At 44.1% G+C, this 19,432-nt stretch carries 19 protein-coding genes and 1 riboswitch; of the genes, 5 read left to right on the top strand and 14 right to left on the bottom strand.

What is annotated here, in order from left to right; genetic code table 11:
* Positions 1–20 precede the first annotated feature (20 nt).
* Entirely contained in the window at positions 21–1,088 is a 1,068-nt protein-coding gene (locus MKX68_RS27190) for a HAMP domain-containing sensor histidine kinase (protein ID WP_340914831.1), read from the bottom strand.
* A complete protein-coding gene (locus MKX68_RS27195) occupies positions 1,085–1,756 on the bottom strand; it encodes a response regulator transcription factor (RefSeq protein ID WP_338594556.1) in 672 nt (223 codons plus the stop codon). The genes MKX68_RS27190 and MKX68_RS27195 overlap by 4 nt, the downstream gene beginning before the upstream one ends.
* Positions 1,757–1,954: 198 nt before the next feature.
* Between MKX68_RS27195 and MKX68_RS27200 the strand changes: the two genes are divergently transcribed.
* Positions 1,955–2,971, top strand: a complete 1,017-nt coding sequence (locus MKX68_RS27200; protein WP_340914834.1) for a zinc-dependent alcohol dehydrogenase — start codon at positions 1,955–1,957, stop codon at positions 2,969–2,971.
* A 146-nt stretch (positions 2,972–3,117) separates the two neighbouring features.
* Here MKX68_RS27200 and MKX68_RS27205 read toward each other — a convergent pair whose 3' ends face one another.
* The gene (locus tag MKX68_RS27205; RefSeq protein WP_340914835.1) at positions 3,118–4,137 is read right to left on the bottom strand and encodes a Gfo/Idh/MocA family oxidoreductase; all 1,020 of its coding nucleotides are present in this window, start codon (positions 4,135–4,137) and stop codon (positions 3,118–3,120) included.
* Between the two features lie 180 nt (positions 4,138–4,317).
* Between MKX68_RS27205 and MKX68_RS27210 the strand changes: the two genes are divergently transcribed.
* Complete coding sequence (locus MKX68_RS27210; protein ID WP_338594552.1) at positions 4,318–5,187, top strand: MurR/RpiR family transcriptional regulator; 870 nt, start codon at positions 4,318–4,320, stop codon at positions 5,185–5,187.
* Positions 5,188–5,227: 40 nt separating this feature from the next.
* Here MKX68_RS27210 and MKX68_RS27215 read toward each other — a convergent pair whose 3' ends face one another.
* The 6 genes from MKX68_RS27215 to MKX68_RS27240 form a co-directional block, all read right to left on the bottom strand.
* Positions 5,228–5,581: an MmcQ/YjbR family DNA-binding protein gene (locus MKX68_RS27215; RefSeq protein WP_340914838.1), complete on the bottom strand. Its 354-nt coding sequence runs from the start codon at positions 5,579–5,581 to the stop codon at positions 5,228–5,230.
* Positions 5,582–5,723: 142 nt separating this feature from the next.
* Complete coding sequence (locus tag MKX68_RS27220; protein ID WP_340914840.1) at positions 5,724–7,130, bottom strand: DEAD/DEAH box helicase; 1,407 nt, start codon at positions 7,128–7,130, stop codon at positions 5,724–5,726.
* Between the two features lie 117 nt (positions 7,131–7,247).
* Positions 7,248–7,562 (bottom strand): DMT family transporter, encoded by a 315-nt coding sequence (locus MKX68_RS27225; protein ID WP_340914842.1) that lies wholly within the window; start codon positions 7,560–7,562, stop codon positions 7,248–7,250.
* Positions 7,562–7,900: a DMT family transporter gene (locus MKX68_RS27230; protein ID WP_340914844.1), complete on the bottom strand. Its 339-nt coding sequence runs from the start codon at positions 7,898–7,900 to the stop codon at positions 7,562–7,564. Before MKX68_RS27230 ends, MKX68_RS27225 begins: the two co-directional genes overlap by 1 nt.
* 102 nt (positions 7,901–8,002) lie before the next feature.
* Positions 8,003–8,103, bottom strand: a riboswitch (guanidine-I (ykkC/yxkD leader).
* A gap of 70 nt (positions 8,104–8,173) precedes the next feature.
* Entirely contained in the window at positions 8,174–8,803 is a 630-nt protein-coding gene (locus tag MKX68_RS27235; RefSeq protein ID WP_338594544.1) for a pentapeptide repeat-containing protein, read from the bottom strand.
* A gap of 11 nt (positions 8,804–8,814) precedes the next feature.
* Complete coding sequence (locus tag MKX68_RS27240) at positions 8,815–9,579, bottom strand: methyltransferase domain-containing protein (protein ID WP_340914847.1); 765 nt, start codon at positions 9,577–9,579, stop codon at positions 8,815–8,817.
* A gap of 537 nt (positions 9,580–10,116) precedes the next feature.
* Here MKX68_RS27240 and MKX68_RS27245 point away from each other — a divergent pair.
* Positions 10,117–11,034: an AraC family transcriptional regulator gene (locus MKX68_RS27245; RefSeq protein ID WP_340914849.1), complete on the top strand. Its 918-nt coding sequence runs from the start codon at positions 10,117–10,119 to the stop codon at positions 11,032–11,034.
* Between the two features lie 179 nt (positions 11,035–11,213).
* On the opposite strand, the gene MKX68_RS27250 is transcribed toward MKX68_RS27245, so the two are convergent.
* The 4 genes from MKX68_RS27250 to MKX68_RS27265 all read right to left on the bottom strand — a co-directional run bounded on the left by MKX68_RS27250 (position 11,214) and on the right by MKX68_RS27265 (position 15,042).
* Entirely contained in the window at positions 11,214–12,293 is a 1,080-nt protein-coding gene (locus MKX68_RS27250; RefSeq protein WP_340914851.1) for a threonine aldolase family protein, read from the bottom strand.
* The gene (locus MKX68_RS27255; RefSeq protein WP_036670809.1) at positions 12,290–12,712 is read right to left on the bottom strand and encodes a MarR family winged helix-turn-helix transcriptional regulator; all 423 of its coding nucleotides are present in this window, start codon (positions 12,710–12,712) and stop codon (positions 12,290–12,292) included. Before MKX68_RS27255 ends, MKX68_RS27250 begins: the two co-directional genes overlap by 4 nt.
* A 234-nt stretch (positions 12,713–12,946) precedes the next feature.
* Positions 12,947–14,665, bottom strand: coding sequence for an ABC transporter ATP-binding protein (locus MKX68_RS27260; protein ID WP_340914853.1), 1,719 nt, complete (start codon positions 14,663–14,665; stop codon positions 12,947–12,949).
* Positions 14,666–14,667: 2 nt separating this feature from the next.
* Positions 14,668–15,042 (bottom strand): hypothetical protein, encoded by a 375-nt coding sequence (locus tag MKX68_RS27265; protein WP_338594536.1) that lies wholly within the window; start codon positions 15,040–15,042, stop codon positions 14,668–14,670.
* Positions 15,043–15,305: 263 nt separating this feature from the next.
* On the opposite strand from MKX68_RS27265, the gene MKX68_RS27270 reads away from it, so the two are divergent.
* Positions 15,306–15,731, top strand: a complete 426-nt coding sequence (locus tag MKX68_RS27270; protein WP_074094962.1) for a MarR family winged helix-turn-helix transcriptional regulator — start codon at positions 15,306–15,308, stop codon at positions 15,729–15,731.
* A gap of 112 nt (positions 15,732–15,843) precedes the next feature.
* Positions 15,844–17,232 (top strand): MFS transporter, encoded by a 1,389-nt coding sequence (locus MKX68_RS27275; protein WP_338594533.1) that lies wholly within the window; start codon positions 15,844–15,846, stop codon positions 17,230–17,232.
* Positions 17,233–17,335: 103 nt separating this feature from the next.
* Here the strand turns inward: MKX68_RS27275 and MKX68_RS27280 are convergent, their stop codons facing one another.
* The gene (locus tag MKX68_RS27280) at positions 17,336–19,426 is read right to left on the bottom strand and encodes a serine hydrolase domain-containing protein (RefSeq protein ID WP_340914855.1); all 2,091 of its coding nucleotides are present in this window, start codon (positions 19,424–19,426) and stop codon (positions 17,336–17,338) included.
* Between the last annotated feature and the right edge of the window lie 6 nt (positions 19,427–19,432).

Below are 19,432 nucleotides of genomic sequence, written 5' to 3' on the forward strand. Positions count from 1 at the left end.
TCACGTAACTAGGCTATATGTTACTCTCCCACTTTTAGCTTAACGGTGAAGGTTGTGCCCTTCTGCGGTTTGCTCTCCACTGAAATAACACCCCCTACCAACTCGATGACACGCAAGGAAAGAGCGAGGCCAAGGCCATTCCCTTCTCCGTGATGGGAGGGGTCCCCTTGAAAGAATTTATCGAAGATATGTTTCATCGTTTCTTCATTCATACCACAACCTGTGTCGGATACCATGACTGTAATGGTGTCTTCATCCGACGTCTGCTTGAGGGTGATCTTTCCTCCGGGAGATGTGAATTTGAGCGCATTGGAGAAGAGGTTATGCCATACGATCTCCAGCATGCTCTCTTCCGCATGAATGATTGCACGATCTTCGATATCCACCATGAATTCAATATCTTTTTCTTCCCATGTCTGTTCAAAATATAGAGCACATTCGGCAAGCTGCCTGCACAGATCATAAGGCTCGGCAACAGGGGTAATCTCCTGATTCTCCAATTTGTTCAGCTTCAGGATATTAACGACGAGGGTCGCGAGTTTGTTCGTGGAAGAAATGATGGTTTCTGTGTACTCTTTTCGGAGCTCTGGACGTATATCATCCTGTTGCAACGCCATGGCATACCCGTGGATGACCGATAACGGTGTCTTAATCTCGTGAGATACATTGGAGATGAAATCATTTTTCAACGTTTCAATACTGTTCAGTTCTTCTACCATTTTATTAAAATCCTCAAACATCACATCCACGTAGTTCTGCTTATCCGCTCGGTGAATCGGTTCCAGATACACGGAGAAATCACCTTCCGCTACCTGCTTCGCAGCCTCACTGAGCTTGCGCATCGGCTTATCGAAGGCATTATACTTCTGCCTTGCTGTCACCAGGCAAAAAATAAGACTGACGATGACCCAGTATCCCGAGATACCGAAAATGTAGGGCCATGGGACATAACCCACGGGCAGATAGGCGTTATAGATGAGAGCTTGTCCTGCGGTCAATGTAGATAACAAGAGATACGTACCGAGAAACTCTTTCCATGATAGTAGTGGCTTTTTAATTCGCACGTCCGGGATCTGTGTCTTGCTCATTGCAATACGGCCTTGTAGCCAAGTCCATGAACCGTTACGATTTTAAAATCCTCACACACGGAGAACTTGTCCCGAAGTTTCACAATGTAGACGTCCACTGCACGCAGGCTGGTCTGACTGTCTATGCCCCAGAACTCGTCCATCAGCTGTGCACGGGAAAAGGTATGTTTGGGATAGGAAAGCAGTTTGTAAAGGATATTGAATTCTCGCACCGTTACGGAAATTTCTTCTCCATTCACCGTTGTTGTCATATCATTTGCATCCATCAACAGACTTCCTACACTCAGCTTCTTCTCATGGGCAATATTGGCCCGCCGCAACAGCGCACCTACACGCAGGACGAGCTCGTCCAGATCCACTGGTTTGACCATATAATCATCGATCCCAGCCTGATACCCTTTTTGTTTCGAGGAAATATCGTCACGTGCTGTAACAAAAAGAATGGGAATGGTTTTATTAATCTGTCTCACCGTCTCTGCAAACTCAAATCCGTCGATCTCTGGCATCATGACATCGGAAATCAGAAGATCGTACATGTCGTTATACATCAAATCATACGCCTCTCGCGGATTAAAACATCCGATAGCGTGATAACCGTTATTGGTTAGATATGTACAGATAATACGATTCAGTTTAATATCGTCCTCTACCACAAGTATTTTGATCATCTAATCATCCTCTCGTGCTGCATGTCATCATTATAATGTCCAGATGTTAAAAAATTGTTTAAACCGTCTATCTATCCATCTGTTAAATTAATATCTCATAAACAATATTCAAACAACACGGAAACATCGCTGCATCATGATAAACGTACTCAGTCGCTCAAGCAGTGAATGATAATCAGTCATAAGGAGTGAATCATGATGAAAGCAGCTATTTATTATGGTAAAAATGATATTCGTGTGGAAGAAAAACCAATGCCGGTTGTCGGTCCAACCGATGTTCTGGTTCGAAATCTGCGCGGTGGAATCTGCGGAACCGATATTAATATTGTTAAAGTGGGTCAAGGAGATATGGGCATCAGCCTGGGCTCTGAATTTGGACATGAGATGGTTGGTGAAGTTGTTGAGATCGGCTCTGACGTTGCTTCGGAGATCCACATCGGAATGCGTGTAGGTATTAATCCCATTACCGCCAAAAAAGTCGGACGACGCAAATCGCTGGAATGCTCCGGATTCTCCCAGTACGTTCTGGTAGAAGAAGCCCAGCTTGATTATAACTTATATGTAATAGATCCAAGTGTTCCGGCAGAAGTAGCCTCATTGATTGAACCCATGAGTGTAGGACGACATGGGGCTTTCAGTGCAGATCCGAAGCCTGAAGATCGGATTGTCGTCATGGGTGCGGGTCCGATTGGCCTGCTGGCTGCTGCAAGTCTGATTGCTGAGGGTATGAAACAGGTATGTGTTGTCGATATCGACGAATGGCGTCTCGCCAAAGCTGCAGGACTCGGTGCTCTGACCGTGAATACCTCGGCTACTACACTTGAAGAGGGACTGGCTGCACACTACGGCACCGTTAATGTATACGGCGTTGAGGTGCCTAATGTCGATGTATTTATCGATGCGGCTGGTGCTCCCGTGTTGTTCGAGAAGATCATGAAGATTGTCAAACCGCAGGCCAGAATCTCCATTATTGCCGTATATAAAACCGAGGTGCCCATCAGCCTGCAACAGGTGATGTCCAAAGAAGTGCAAGTGAAAGGTTCCAGTGGATACACGCACGAGGATTTCAGTAAGGTTGTGGAACATCTGACCCACTTCCATCCTGAATTATCTACTCTTGTAACACAGGTATACAAACTGGATGATATCCAGGAAGCCTTTAATACAGCCATTCAGGCCAAAGGAACGGTTAAAGTGGTTGTAGATTTAACTTAATACCTCACAAGTCCAGATGCATTCCAAAACTCAAAATGAAATAAATTGAATGACAAAAGCCACCAGAAGGTGGCTTTTTGTCGCTCATCTTTACTTACCTTTTCTTCGAAACTGATCTATATTCGTAAGCTCAAATGCTTATTTGTTTATTTGCATGCGGCTATACCTTGTTCCAGAATCCCCATCGCGATAATCGTTTCTTCCTCTTTGATGACCTTATCCTTGCCATGTACAATGGCTTGATAGATATCGTCATACACTCGGGCGTAGTCGCCAATCTCCGAAACCACTTTTTCCTCGTGATAGACTCCTTCATCATCCAGAAAGGTCAAGACGCCATAGTGCTGTGGGAGATCCACGCCAAAATCAGCATGTCCCTTTGGCAGATAAAACAATTTCAGATGTTCCTCCTGACGATCCTCCGTTTGTTTCACAAACATCCCCTTCTTGCCATATACCACAAAGCTTGGACGGGGCTTCAAGCGGAAAAAGCTTGATTTGACGGATACCTTGAGGGTGGAATAATAAAAGTCCAGGTCAAAGTAATCGTTCATTCTTCCCTCACCAAGCAGTTGACGCACATCGGAATGGATGGTATCCGGCTTGCCAAAGTAGGACAACACCTGGTCGATGGTATGCACCCCATGCCCGTATAGATAGCTGTTATATTTGGAAAAATGGGAGGTGTTGTTCGGAATTTCCGGGCGATAGTAATCGTAGTGCATCTCTACTTCCAACAGATCCCCCAACTTGCCTGATTCAATTACTTTCTTCGTTGTAAGGAAGTCCGAATCATAACGTCTGTTCTGATAACATTGGATCACCAGATTTTTCTCTTTGGCGTATTGGAAGATGGATATGGCCTCGGCCTGTGTTAACATGAACGGTTTCTCCACAAGCACATGTTTTCCGTGATCAAGTGCCATTTTCGCGTATGAATAATGGGACTCCGTGTGTGTGCAGACCACCACCAATTGAATGTCCTCATCATTCATCAACGTGGAGACATCATCCGTGTAGTTTACGTCAGGTATACGATCCCACTCGGTTTTATCCAGATTGCGTGCGTATATGGTCTTTACGTTCAGATGATCCCGATTCAATGAAAACGGAAGATGGTATCGATTCGTGCTTTTGCCATTACCAATGTATCCGATGGTTAACATAATCATTCCCCCCAAAGCTCTTTTTCATTTATTATAAAAGAAGACAGCCCTGTTTAAAGGCTTTGCCGCCATAACGGTACAATCGACCATATTTATGTATCCTTAACGGTCTGTCTATAAACAAAATGTTTAATGAACGCCCGTTAATCGACGTTATTCAACTTATTTGGGGTGAATTTATTGAAAATACTAACTCAATTATCCGACATGTATAACTTTACACCGAATGAAAAAAGCATCGCTTCTTATATATTGACACATAAGGACCGTATTCTACACTTCAATGTGCAAGAACTCGCGAAAGTCACCTATACCTCACATTCGGCAATTAACCGACTCATTCACAAACTTGAACTCACTGGCTTCAAAGAATTCATGATTCGACTTGCCCGGGAATTTGAGCAGGACTCCGCCCAGAACATATCCAATGTGGACCCTAATTATCCGTTCAGTCTGGGTGAGTCTTCGCTTCAGGTGGCAAAAGAAATTGCCGAGTTAATGAAGGAAACCATCGAAAAGAATGTAGCTTATATGGACGACGAATTGCTGACACGTACAGCACAATTACTGGATCAGGCTGACCGAATATTCATCTATGCCTTGGGCGATTCACAGATCCGGGCGAAAAGTTTTCAAAATAAATTGTTCAAAATCAACAAATATGTAGTCATTGCCACCGAGCTTTCTGAATGGGCGCACCATACCGTCAATCTGACGACAAAAGATTGTGCCATTTTCCTAACCTATCATGGAAAATCTCAGAGTTATATTACAGCGGCCCATCATTTTAAGCGCGAGAGTATCCCTTTTATCACCATTACGGCAACCAGTCAGAGTGAACTGGCAAAGCTCAGCACCATCTGTATACGAGTTCCCGATGATGAAGTGAAGCTTGCCAAGATTGGATCTTTTTCTTCCCAGATTGCTTTTGAATATGTGTTAAACGTCATCTACTCCTGTATCTATAAAATCGAATACACGACGAATAGACAGACATTAGCCGAGACATATGAGAAACTCCAGGTCACTGACCTGATGAATGACGAGTAACATGAGTTAAATTGGTGTTAACTCAAATAGAAATGCTTCACTATTCGGCCAGAGATTCCCGAGCGCTTTTCGGAAGGGATTTGACAACCATATCATACGAGTGATCGATCATGACGTAGATATCCTCATCTGACAAGGAACCATCCAGTGTAATGGTATTCCAGTGTTTTTTATTCATATGATATCCCGGTTGAACTGCTTCATGCTGCTCTCTCAGATTCTCTGCAATAACGGGATCACATTTTAAGTTTAAGCGACAGTGCTTTTCTTGGTTTTCAAAAATAAGCGCGAACATCTTACCCGCAACCTTAATCGCGACTGGATCAGGACCAAATGGATAATCCTTGGTCGCGCCTTTCTTCTTCAAACTGTATTCAATCATCGTATCCTTCAAGCCACTACCTCCCTTTCACCATTGGACGATATAATGATACCGAATGTAAGTTCGTATGTAAATAAGCTCGTTGCACATAAAAGCACATAATAAAACCTTCTCCATATGAGTGGAGAAGGTTTTATCTGGATTTATTTAGAGCTTAATTGGCTCTATCATTCCTAGTTTTGCTGCTGCGGCTGAATGAGCCAGGGCTTGATTTACTGCTACTGCTGTTTGATCTACTACTATTGGGTCTACCGTCGTTTGAACGACTACTGTTTGATTTACCACTCTTGGCAAACCATTCGGATTTGGGCTTGCGTGCCGGGTTAGCTTTGGACTTCGCCGGTTTGCCTGAAGCCGATTTGTTGAACGAAGGTTTACTGCCTGATGCTTTGCTGGTTTTATCAAACACAGGTACACCTGTCATTGGATACGGATGACCTTTCACTTCAGGAATCGTCTTTTTGATTACTTTTTCGATATCCTTCAGGAATGGAAGTTCATCCTTTTCACAGAACGAAATTGCCATTCCGCTTTTCCCAGCTCGACCTGTACGGCCAATACGGTGAACATACGTTTCCGGAATGTTAGGAAGGTTAAAGTTAATGACATGTGACAGTTCCTCCACGTCAATTCCTCTTGCCGCGATATCCGTCGCAACTAATACACGTGTTGCACCACTCTTGAAGTTGTTCAGTGCCCGTTGTCTCTCGTTCTGAGACTTGTTGCCGTGAATAGCCTGTGCCGTAACATTCACTTTGGCCAAATCACGTGTAACCCGGTCAGCGCCGCGCTTCGTGCGTGTGAACACCAATGCCGTGACGATGGATTTATCCTCCAAAATTTGGTTCAACATATGTTGCTTTTTACCGTTCTCCAGCAAATATATAGATTGCTCAATACGGTCTACCGTTGAAGATACCGGTGTGATTTCTACTTTGACTGGATCAACCAGCAGGGTTTTAACCATTTTGGTGATTTCAGGAGGCATTGTAGCTGAGAAGAACAGCGTCTGCTTTTTGTTCGGCATTTTGGCAATAATTCTTTTCACATCATGAATGAAGCCCATGTCCAACATCCGGTCTGCTTCATCCAGAACGAGAATCTCAACCATCTTCAGATCAATACGTTTCTGATTAATCAGATCGTTCAATCTGCCAGGTGTTGCGATAATAATATCTGCACCTTGATTCAGCGCACGCTCTTGTACTTTTTGCGAAACGCCGCCAACAATTGCCGTACAACGAATGTCCGTATATCGGCTATATACCTTGATGTTATCCGCGATCTGAATAGCCAGTTCTCTTGTTGGTGTCAAAATTAATGAGCGAATATGTCGTGCGGACTTCGATCCTTGCCCTTTGGATCTTTCGCTTAATAATTGAATGATCGGCACCGAAAATGCTGCCGTCTTGCCTGTTCCTGTCTGTGCACATCCCAGCAGATCTCTGCCAGCTAATACAGCTGGTATGGCCTGTTCCTGTATAGGGGTAGGATTAGTATAGTTTGCTTTGCTTAACCCTTCCATAATAGAGGGGATAATATTTAAGTCCTTAAATGTCATGTTGTCTCCTTCATTTACGCACATCTATCAATAAGACGCATCTTTTATTTCACACGTAACGTATAAGGATACCATTAAAAACGTAATCTGTACATTATCTTTTTAATATCACTTTGCTTAACTGACCAATTTAAGACCGACTGCCGATCCAAGCACCATAGCGATAAACAGAATTCTTAGGGCATTTCGAGGTTCTCCGTAAAACACCATGCCAAGAATAGCACCGCCGGAGGCTCCGATTCCCGTCCATACCGCATATGCTGTCCCCATCGGAAGAGTTTCCATCGCAATGGACAGGAACAGGAAGCTCAATCCAAACCCGGCTACCAATAGAACCAGTGAAATGATATTACGGTCTTTGTGCAACTTGTTTATCATAAGCACTCCGATCATCTCAAATACACCTGCCAAGATAAGAAATACCCAGTTCATTATAGTTGCACCTCCTTATTCTTCTCTTTGCTCAGCATTTTAAGACCAATTACGCCGAGTAAAAGTACGCCAATGAGTACCATTTTTCCGGTTTGGACATGTGCATTAAACAGAACAATCTCTGCAAGTACCGTGCCAGCGGTACCCAGGCCAACAAATACTGCATACACGGTTCCCACAGGCAGTGTCCGCGAAGCTGCAATCATTAAGCTGAAACTGATCATAATCGCAACCAGGGTGAGGCCCCATTCCAGCAGACCACTCGCATGTTTCAATCCAATGACCCAACCCACTTCAAAGAAAGCAGCAATCACAACCGACATCCACGTTTTATTCATTCCTGTAACACTCCTTCTCTACTACATTTTTTGTACAGCCTGTAAGGATTCATTAGCGAAAAAACAAAAAAAGCCCGGGAAACAAACTGCATGTAGCAGTTCATCTCCCAGGCTTTTATCCCTCCGTGGCACAACCAACAGGTTGCGGGTTTTCTCTCGGACCAGACCGACACATCCGCCGCGGAACCCTAGAAAACCTGTTTTTATTCTAATGTGACTCCAATTATACACACTTCCGCTATCTTGGCAACCCCGTAAATGTGATCATACCATTTATTTGATAATCAAACCCATTAATCCTACAAATGTGGCGGCTTGATGTGGTGAAATCACACAACCGTTGAGATCTTCCATGGTCAACACCAAGGAGTCAAATTCGCAATCGCTAAGATCCAAATCTTTCATTTTGGTCCCCGTTAAGGAAGCTTGGTCGATGTTACATTGACTGAACTCCATTTTTTGCAGTGCCAGATAGGCAAAGTCCGCACCAATCAAGGTACATTCCGAGAAAGAGACCTGTTTCAGATGGGCAAAACGGAAATTGCTATAGTCGCCTAGACCATGAAGGAAATTGACATTTTGCAATCGGCTATTGGAAAAATCAGTTCCGACAAACTTGCAGTTATGCCATTCGATCCGGTGCATGAAGGCACCAGAGAGATTGACATTGGAGAAATCGCAGTGTTCGAACCGGACATCGGTGAATTCAAATTGTTCCAAGGCAGACTCCGAGATTGTCACATGTCTAAATACAACATTTTCAAAGGAAACCTTACTCGCTTCCTGTTGATCTAATGTAATGCTCTCGATCAGTTTGTGTTTGTACTCCACTTTGGATTCGAGAAATACAATCGTTTCCGGTTCGAGCAACTGCTCCTGAAGCTTGGGTTTGTCCACTTTCATACCGCATTCCCCTATTCCTTAATAGCTACGACTCGCAGTCGGCTTCTGTCCAAATACCATTGTCCATCCCGCATCAGTTGTGGCTGTACTTTTTTCTCAACTGCTTCCATAATAACATCCTGTTCCGCAGCTGTGATACCACTGAATAAATACTCCGCGAAGCTGGTCAACCACTTTCTGGCACCTGGCTTGAACGGGGTAAATTGGTCCACGTGCTGGGCCAGACGAACTCGAAATCCGTTCTGTTCCAGTAGATTAGCATATTCGCCAATCGTCGGGTGATACCATGGATTCCGTCCTTCCCATTCATATCCACGGGCATCCAATTCTTCTCGTACCGCTGATATTAATATAGCCGTGTTGCCACTTCCAGCAAACTCAGCCACGAATCGTCCTCCCGTCTTGAGCGCTAACTGTACTGATTGTACTACAGCTGGAGCATCCTTTATCCAATGCAGAACGGCATGAGAGAAGACCGCATCAAACGGTTCTTCAGTCCGATAATGACAAGCATTTTCAACTTGAATATTCATATCAGGGTATTTCTGTTTAGCTTGCCTAATCGTCTCTTCTGAAAAATCTATACCTGTTGTCAGCGCTCCTGCGGCTGCAATTTTGGCTGTGAGATCCCCATTGCCACAACCCACATCAAGAATACGTTCACCTTGAGACGGCTGGAGCAAGGATAAGATAGGTGTTTCCTGTAACGTAGCAAAAGGAGCGGAATGACCACTCGATGATTCGTTCGTTTGACCGGATGAATGTCCGTTATTCATAGATTATAATCTCCTTTTTAATTAAGGATCTAATGTATCTATAATAACCTTAATATATGAGAACTGTCAATTCACTCATCAGATAATTATAAAAAAAGCCGCCGAATGGCGACTTTAACATTAAGAATTCGGATCAACTGAGATTTTGTTAGCCCACATATTCCATATTTCAAACTCTCCTTGAATTTGTTCTGTAAACTGATTTTGTCTCGACCTCTTCGGTAACTAGCTCTAACCAGCATGTGAAGTATATCTCTCGATGTACGGAATTTTCTTCATACTTAATCTGTGATTGGAGCCTGTCAATCAAAATTTGCCTCACATGGTTTGATAACCACTTCATCACCTTACTCACCCAACTTTTCGAATAAACTTTAATCGCTTGGCTCTGTTAACATACTCTTAGTATGCCGAGTCATGGGCTGCAAGCGGTATATCAATCGTCTTAATTGATTGCCTGATCCTCTCAGGCCCCCTTTTGGTTCTGTACGGTAAGCTTTATAATTTAAGTAGGTTAAATCCGTGAGGAGGATACGTATGACCGAAGAATTATTCCTACCAAAACAGGAATTGAGTGACCTGATCGGACGCCATTCCAATCATAACGGTGCAATGGAAACGGCGGTTCCTTCCTTGTTTGTCTATCACCATTCCAAGGTTAGTGAACCGGCATACAGAGTATATAAACCTTCATTTTGTGTAATTGTTCAAGGGTTGAAAGAAGTATTGCTCGCACAGGAGCGTTATGAATATGGACCTTCCAATTACCTGATTGCTTCCATGAATCTCCCGGTCATCGGGCAGATTATCAAGGCATCCGCAGATGCACCCTACTTAAGTCTTAAGCTCGAATTCACACCGAACCAAATTCTCGAAGTACTTAATGAATGCAATATCAAGGTAACATTCAACGAAAACGCCAGACGAGCCATGTTTGTAGGTCAGATGGAATCGTCCATTCAGGACGCTGTACTCCGACTTGTTCGTTTGCTGGATACGCCGGGAGAGATTCCGTTTCTGGCTCCGTTGTACGTTAAAGAAATCCTGTTCCGCCTCCTTCAAGGGCCTTATGGAGGAGAGCTGGCACAGATTGCGGTTGAAGGTAGCAGCACTTATCGGATCAGAGAAGCGATTGATTACATCGTTCATCATTGGGAACAGCCATTTCGCATTGAAGATCTGGCTGAGACCGCCAGCATGAGCGTCTCTTCATTCCATCGTCACTTCAAAGAGATCACTGCCATGAGCCCATTACAATTCCAGAAACAATTAAAATTACAGGAAGCCCGGCGAATTCTGATGGCCGAATCTGCTGATGCGGCAGATGTAGCATTCCGGGTTGGTTACGAGAGTTCTTCCCAATTTAGCCGCGAATATGCACGCATGTTCGGTGCGCCGCCAAGAGCCGATATCCGACGGCTGAAAGAGAAATACGACATGGCCTTGAGTGAGTAACCGAGTATGCACCTCTCTATCTCACAAGTATCACACAAAAGGCAAACCAAAAAAGGACAACCACAATGAGTTGTCCTTTTTTCAGTATCAGAATTCTGCGTAATTGCTTTTGGATTTATTCAAAATACTCGTATTTATGAGTAGGAAATCGGGCTGTTCTCCTTCATTTTTGAACAAGATCAGACCAATGCTTCGACCCGTTCTGGCACGTGGGTCTCTTCGTGCAATAATTGAGTGATTTCACGAGTCAGTGCATCCACATTCTCCTGACGAGTTGCCCAGCTGGTACAGAATCGCACCGCACTGTGTGTAGCGTCAACTTTTTCCCAGAAGGAGAAGGTATAACCGCTGCGTAATTTCTCAAGCAAACGATCAGGCAGTATCGGAAACTGCTGGTTGGTTGGTGAGTCGTACAGGAAACTTACCCCGTGCTGTTCAAGTGAGTCGTGAATTCTCAAAGCCATATCTACCGCATGACGGGAAATATCGAGGTACAGACCATCTTCGAACAACGTTTCGAATTGGATACCCAGCAATCTACCTTTGGCAAGCAGGCCACCTTTTTGTTTGATCATATAACGAAAATCCGGTTTCAGCGCATCATTCAGGATAACAACCGCCTCTCCCATCAATGCGCCAATCTTGGTTCCCCCGATGTAAAACACATCACACAAGCGCGCAAGGTCAGCAAGTGTCATATCGCAATCACGTGAAGCGAGTGCATATCCAAGACGTGCTCCATCCACGAAAAACGGAAGACCACATGCTCTGCTCACTGTATGCAATGCTTGCAATTCTGCCTTGCTGTACATCGTTCCGTTCTCGGTTGGCTGAGATATGTAGACCATGCCTGGCTGCACACAATGTTCCGGTGACGACTCATTCATGTGCGCATCATAGACTGCTCTAACCTGCTCAGGCGTGATCTTTCCGTCCTCGCTTGGAACTGTGAGCACCTTATGTCCCGTAGCTTCAATAGCTCCCGTCTCATGAACCGCAATGTGTCCCGATGTCGCAGCAATCACTCCTTGATATGGACGCAAAATAGATGCAATCACCGTTGTATTTGTCTGTGTACCGCCAACCAAGAAATGAACATCAGCGTGCTCATTGTCACATGCCTGACGAATAAGCATTCTCGCCCGTTCACAATGCTCATCCGTGCCATACCCGCTCGTCTGTTCCATATTGGTTTCCATCAGTCTTTGTAAAATTCGTTCGTGCGCACCTTCGTTATAATCACATTCAAATCGTATCATCGTGTTGTCTCTCCTGCCTTCTTGTTCAACTTCTCTTGTATGTTCATCATGGAGGTGTATACCTCTTGAATCTCTTCTTCATTCAATTCTTGCATCAGCTTCAGGATCTGTTGATCGGATCGATCATTCAATTGGGCATACAGTTCCTCACCCTTGGCTGTCAGACGAATCAGACTGACCCGGCTGTCGGCAGCAGAATCCACTTTCACCAGCAGTCCTTCCTTGGACAGCTTGTTCACAATTCGGCTCATGTAACTGCGATCAATGGTCAGAGTATCTACCAGATTGTTCGCAATGCTCTCTCCCCGAATCCCAATCTCAATAATGACCCGTACTTCAGCAAAGGAATACCCTGTTCCGAGAATATGCTTGTCGAGTACACCAAGTATGTTGGTATAAAAACGGTTAAAACGTCGCATGTCAGCCAGTATATCTGGATTTATGTACTGAGAGTCGATGTCAAACCCTCCTTTTTAGTGGACATTGTCAACATTATAATAATCACGTTAGTGGACGTTGTCAACATTATCTTTCCCTTAACATTGTATAACCTCTTTTTTTGACACCATGCAAAAAGCCGCGCAGATGCGCGGCAAGGTTGTTCTGTCATCGGAGTGACGAGTGTAATTATTTTTTTGTTCAATTTATATGGATTAAGAGTGACTATATTGCACCTGATGAAGACGGCTGTAGATCCCTCCAGCGGCGACCAATTCCTCGTGGTTACCCTGTTCAGCGATGCCATCTGTGTTTACTACGATAATTCGATCTGCATTCTTGATAGTTGTCAGTCTGTGTGCAATCACAAGTGTTGTTCTGCCCACCGACAATTCAGCAAGTGATTGCTGGATCAGTGCTTCCGTTTCCGTATCCAGCGCAGAGGTTGCCTCATCCAGAATAAGAATGGGCGGGTTTTTCAAAAACATACGTGCGATGGACAAACGCTGTTTTTGTCCTCCGGATAGCTTAACTCCACGCTCGCCAATGACAGTATCCATGCCATCAGGCAACGTGAGAATCAGTTCCTCCAACGAGGCACGACGGGCTGCATCCCAGATTTGTTCATCCGTTGCACTCAGATCACCATAAGCAATATTCTCCTTAATGGTACCCGAGAACAAAAATACATCCTGCTGAACGATTCCGATATGTTTGCGCAAGGATTGAAGCTTAACGTCGCGAATGTCCACACCATCTACAGTGATACGTCCCTCTTCTACCTCATAGAATCGGGGCAACAGGCTACAGATTGTCGTTTTGCCTGCACCCGAAGGACCAACAAAAGCAACCGTTTCGCCTGGTCGAACAGACAGACTGATATCACTCAGAATACGCCGACTGGATTCATATCCGAACGAGACGTTCTCGAAGCGAATATCACCCTTCACACTTTCAAATTCAACGGCGTTTTTGCTATCCGCAATTTCAGGTTCTGTATCAATGATCTCCAGATAACGTTTGAAACCAGCGATACCCTTTGGATAACTTTCTATGACGGCATTGATTTTCTCAATCGGGCGGAAGAAGATATTAGACAGAAGCAGGAAGGCCATAAAGTCACCCATATTGATTCTGCCATCGATATAAAACCAAGCCCCGCTGATCATGACAAACACCGTAACCAGTCGCATCATCATATAACTGACCGAGATACTTTTCGCCATCGTTTTGTAGGCAAGCAGTTTGGTTTTACGGAAATTCTGATTATCCACCGCAAAAAGTTCTTTCTCATGTTCTTCGTTGGCGAACGATTGCACCACACGCATGCCACCAACGTTGTCTTCAATACGCGCATTGAAATTGCCGACGTCTCCGAAAAGTCGCCGATACGTCTTTGTCATGCGACCACCAAATACGATAATGACCCAAGCCATAATTGGGATAATGATAAAGGTAAGCAGCGCAAGCTCAAGATTAATGTTAGCCATCAGCCAGAACGATCCGATCAATGTCATTACTGCGATGAATACATCTTCAGGTCCATGGTGAGCAACCTCGCCTATATCATTCAGATCATTCGTAAGATGACCAATTAAGTGGCCTGTTTTACGATTATCAAAGAACCGGAAGGACAACTTCTGCAAGTGAGCGAACATTTTCTCACGCATGTTGGTCTCAATGTTAATGCCCAGCATATGTCCCCAATATGTAACGACATAGTTCAATACAGTATTAAGTGCATAGATGGATAACAGCACAACACAGGCAAGCAAAATGAGAGGCCAATCCTGACCTGGCAACAATTCATTAATGAATTTGCTGACGGCAAGGGGGAAAGCCAACTCCAGAAGACCTGCGAGTACAGCGCATCCAAAATCAATCAAAAACAGTTTTTTATAAGGACGATAATACGAAAAAAAACGACGAATCATACTTATTCACTCTCACTCTCCAGATCCTTATTGGGGTTTACATCTTCATTTTGCAGCTCGAACAGATGGATATACTCGTCGATGACCTGATCAATAGCTTTCAACTCCCCGCTGATCATTGGGCGAATATGTTCATACTCCTCCTGGCCAAGTTGTCTGGCGAGCGTTGTTCTTCGATTCTGCATCTGCTCCAGAAATACAAGAATCCGGCCGCGGCGGAATGTTTGCGCACCATGGCCCCGTTTTCCCTGATGTTCTCCATGCCCTCTGCCACGTCTGGAACGCTCTCCACGTTGCTCGCTGTCAATCATATCACGTTTCGGACGCTCACCTTGACGTACACTTCCATCGATTTCATTCAGATCACGATCTCTCATTTTTGCCACCCCCATTACGTGTATACATATGTATACAACGCATTCATGTATACGAATGTATGCGAAATCCCAAAAGATGTCAACCTTTATATTCACTTGAAACAACGTAAACTTTACGCCATACATCAATCCAACGGAAAAAGAAGTGATCTCTTTGGATCGGGCACTTTTCCATGAACACTTCTATTAATTGACACCAAAAAGAGGTAGAATTATAATGGTCACAGCAACTATAATCATGACGGTTATTTAGGAGGAAAACCTTGGAATTAGAAAAATATATCGGTGTTAATGTACAGCGCGCGGCACTTAAACTGAATAATTACTATCAAAAGGTAGTCAATCCGTTTGACATCACAGTGGATCAGTGGGAAATACTAATCGTACTATGGGAAAAAGAAGGCATTACTCAAAAAGAACTTGCCGAGAGACTTCATAAGGACCAAACGAATGTTGCACGGATGCTGTTTAAGCTCGAAAAGAAAGAATTTATTTATCGTGTGATTCATGAAACGGATAGAAGATCTTTACGTGTTTATTTAACTCCTAAAGGACGAGATATGAAAGATGAAATTCTTGCTCCTTCCATGGATGCATATAATAAAACGATCCAGGGGTTATCCAAGGAGGAGGTTGAGATGTTTAGAAGGATTCTTACTGTAATGTATAACAACGTAAAAGATCTATAGTCCAAAGAGGAGTCCTCTCCACTTTAAAGGGGGGATAACTTTTTTTGTCATATACTTGCTGCAGCAACTATGGTCGAGACTATTAAAATTTATTCTAAAGGAGATTTTAAAGATGGAAATAACAGCAAAAGAAACAGGTGTTTTCGACGCCAAGTACAGAGCATTGACCATTGGGATCATTCTTGCTGTCACTACCGTCGCGTTTGAAGGTTTAGCAGTTGTTACGATTGCTCCAAGCCTGGCTCAAAAATTAAATGGGCTCCATTTGTACGGTTGGATATTCAGCTCTTTTCTTTTGGCACAAATCCTTGGAACAATGATCATTGGAGCGCGGATCAACAAAAACGGCGTATTTGCATCGTTTGGCATATCGATACTTTTTTTTGTGATCGGCATCGTAATTGCGGCTACTTCGGTGAACATGATTACTCTAATTATAGGGAGAGTATTTCAAGGGTTTGGTGGAGGCGGTATCATTACGTGTGTATATTACAGCATTACTTTAGGTTATCCTGATAAGCTGAGAACGAAAATACTTGCTTTGTTTTCCGGCGCATACATTCTACCTGCACTAATAGGCCCTTATATTGCTGGGCTTATAGCGGAGCATATCTCCTGGAGAGTTGTTTTTTGGCTCGTGCTTCCCTTCATTGGTTTGGCTGTCATGCTGACGCTTCCCGCTTTCCGCAAATTTACAGTTAGAGTGAATAAACCTTCCGAGAATAACCAAAAAGAAGGTTTTGCAGTATTACTGACTATCGGAACGGGAATGTTGCTGGCTGGGCTAGGCTATATAACCGATTGGAAAGGAATTGTGCTTTCCGTAGCAGGATTGCTTATCATGATTCAACCTTTGCGAAAGCTGCTGCCCGAGGGCACCTTAAGTGCCAGAAGAGGTTTACCGGCCACAATTGCTTCAAGAGGATTCTTTGTTGCTAGTTATAATGCGACCGAGAGTTATGTTGTCCTCGCTTTGACAGATGTGAAAAAGCTTCCTGCGGATATGGCGGGATTAATTGTAGCCGCTGGTGCATTAAGCTGGTCAGCGGCTGCCTGGCTTCAGTCCAGGTTTGATGCTAAAGATCATGGGATGGGCCGAAAAAAACGGGTAACCATTGGTATTGGATTTATGATCATTGGTGTTGCTGCGGTCATTCTCGCTGTTGGCCTCCCCGAAGGAGGGATCGTATTTGCAGTGATTTCACAGCTTTTCACTGGATTCGGCATCGGTTTGGCACATCCTACGACTGGAGCGATTGCACTACAGAATACAAAAACAGGTGAAGAAGGTGAGATCTCCGCCAGCCTTCAGTTTACAGATGCATTTAGCCCAGGGGTAAGCATCGGCGTCGGAGGAGCCCTTATTGCCGTTAGTCAGTCACTAAATTTGGGGTTGTTGACGGGGATTATATTGGCTCTATCTCTTCAATTAATTCTCGTTCTCTTGAGCTTTACGATTTCCTTTCGCATCAAGCAGGCAAAAGCCTCGGCGGAGAACTGATACCGTCCTGAATTCGGAAAATTAAATATTCCCTACATTGACATACCAAAACCTTCCCCACGTCATGGAGAAGGCTTTGGTATGTTTTTTAAATACATTCATTTTACTTTTTCAATGAAATTTCGAAAGTGGAATCCACGTCACCTGCAAATACAATGCGGCCGTTTTCTGGTAAAACAACCTCATTCTGACCGCTGACTACGGTGTGATTAATACAAATACCCTTTTGATCATATACGGCAAAGGCGCCAGTTGCAGGCATTTTAACAGTCATGACTTTTCCTTTCACCGTTGCTGGTATCGAAAACCATCTGGCATATCCGTCTGCTTGAATTGTTGCTAGAGATTGTTTACCCGAATAGAGTGGTTGTACCATTTCCTCACTGGCGTATATGCTACCAACGGCTGTAATGTACTCTACTCCGTTCTTTTTAGCAAAATAAATCTCCTTTGTATCACGTCCAGCCAGGCCAGGGATTTGCAGCTCAGTGACTGCTTCGTTTGCTCCAATAATCTTAGTATTGGATATATATCCCGGGGTCTCTTTGTCCAAATGAATAGGGAGAATTGGTGCCGAATGGAGATAAACCGTTGATGTATATTTCTCATTCACCAGGTAATATTTTTTACCTTCACGCTGCTCCCATAAGGCCGTAATATCCTGGGATAATTCATTGGCTTCCAGCTTCTCCATTTTATATTCGGAGAAAGCCAATTGTCCAAGTCCTGGCAAGGATATATAAGATCGATACCACAGATAAGTCCTTCCATTCTTCTCCTTAACAAATTTCAACTTTTCTGTGCCTTCATCGTTAACAAACGTACCATCCGCTGTATATGTGTATACTTGAGCCGGGTTATTTGGAGCTGTTAGCGCCGATACATTCATTTTTCCAGCATTAATTTCGATCTTCTTAACCGAATTATTAGTACCGTATATACCCGCATACGTGGATATTTCTTCAGGTATAACAGCCTTCACTGGCACGCCAAATGATTTTTCGGGCTTTCGTTCCGTAATAATACCCTTTTCCTCAAGTGCGCTTAGTAATAATTCACTTGCAATGAACTGATCTCTGGCACTCGTTCCCCCTGATGAGGTAACGGCCGCAGCCAGATTATATTCCGGCAGGACGATTAATGATGAATGATACGATATCGTATCTCCACCTTTCGTCAAGGCCTTGATGCCATATTCACTGAATGGGAACAAGTTCACACTATCCCACCCTAGCCCGTAAGAGATAGACGTGTCGCTATCCTCCGGCCACATACCTCTTTTGTATTCTTCTTGCGCCATGGCTTCTACCGACTTACTGGATAGAATGCCATCGACTTCTCCCGTGAAGATTTGTGAAAATTTCACTAGATCTTCAGCGGTCGAATAAATGCCTCCAGTAGCGATGATATTATAATTCTCTTGTGGAAGCTGTCCCTCATACACAGGAGAATAGATTCCCGCCATTGCTGCCGGGTCAACGACATCCTGTGGTGTTTTGGTATGTTGCATGTCCAAAGGTTCCGTAAAATAGTGGTGTATGAAAGCTGTAAAACTCATGCCGCTAACACGTTCAACCATAATCTCGGATAACGTAAACCCATCGTTACTATACACGGAGAATGCGCCGGGATCGGCCTTCAGGTTTTGACTCGCCAATTGCTCGAGAAACGTATCATGTGAATACGTGTCATTATCCCCGTACAATGTGGCATTGCTGCCAGTACTGCCCAGCAAACCGGAAGAATGATTCAACAGCATGCGTGGTGTGATTTGGGCGAAGCGATGATCTTTCATCTGAAAATCCGGTATATAGTTCACAACAGGCAGATCCAAATCAATCTTGCCTTCGTCAACTAACTTCATAACAGTAGCTGTGAGGAACATTTTACTCGTTGAACCTATGCCATAGATCGTATCCGGCGTCAGAGGCACCTTGTCCTTTAGATCGTTCTTGCCTGTTTGACCGGACACCACAATCTCGCCATCGTCGATAAGGGCATATTGCAGGCTTGTGATTCCATGCTTCTCGGTGAGTAACTTGGCTTTATCCGCTACTATTTTCTCTGTTGGTTCATACTTCAGGTCGCTGCTGTTACCGGCAGTTGGTGCGGCCATGACTGACATTGGAGCCAACATCGTTAACACCAGAGTTAAGGCGGTGATTGAAGTTCGTTTTCCCTTTTGTCGTCCCATTCACAT

The sequence above is a fragment of the Paenibacillus sp. FSL M8-0212 genome (genome assembly GCF_038004645.1).
Lineage (GTDB): Bacteria > Bacillota > Bacilli > Paenibacillales > Paenibacillaceae > Paenibacillus.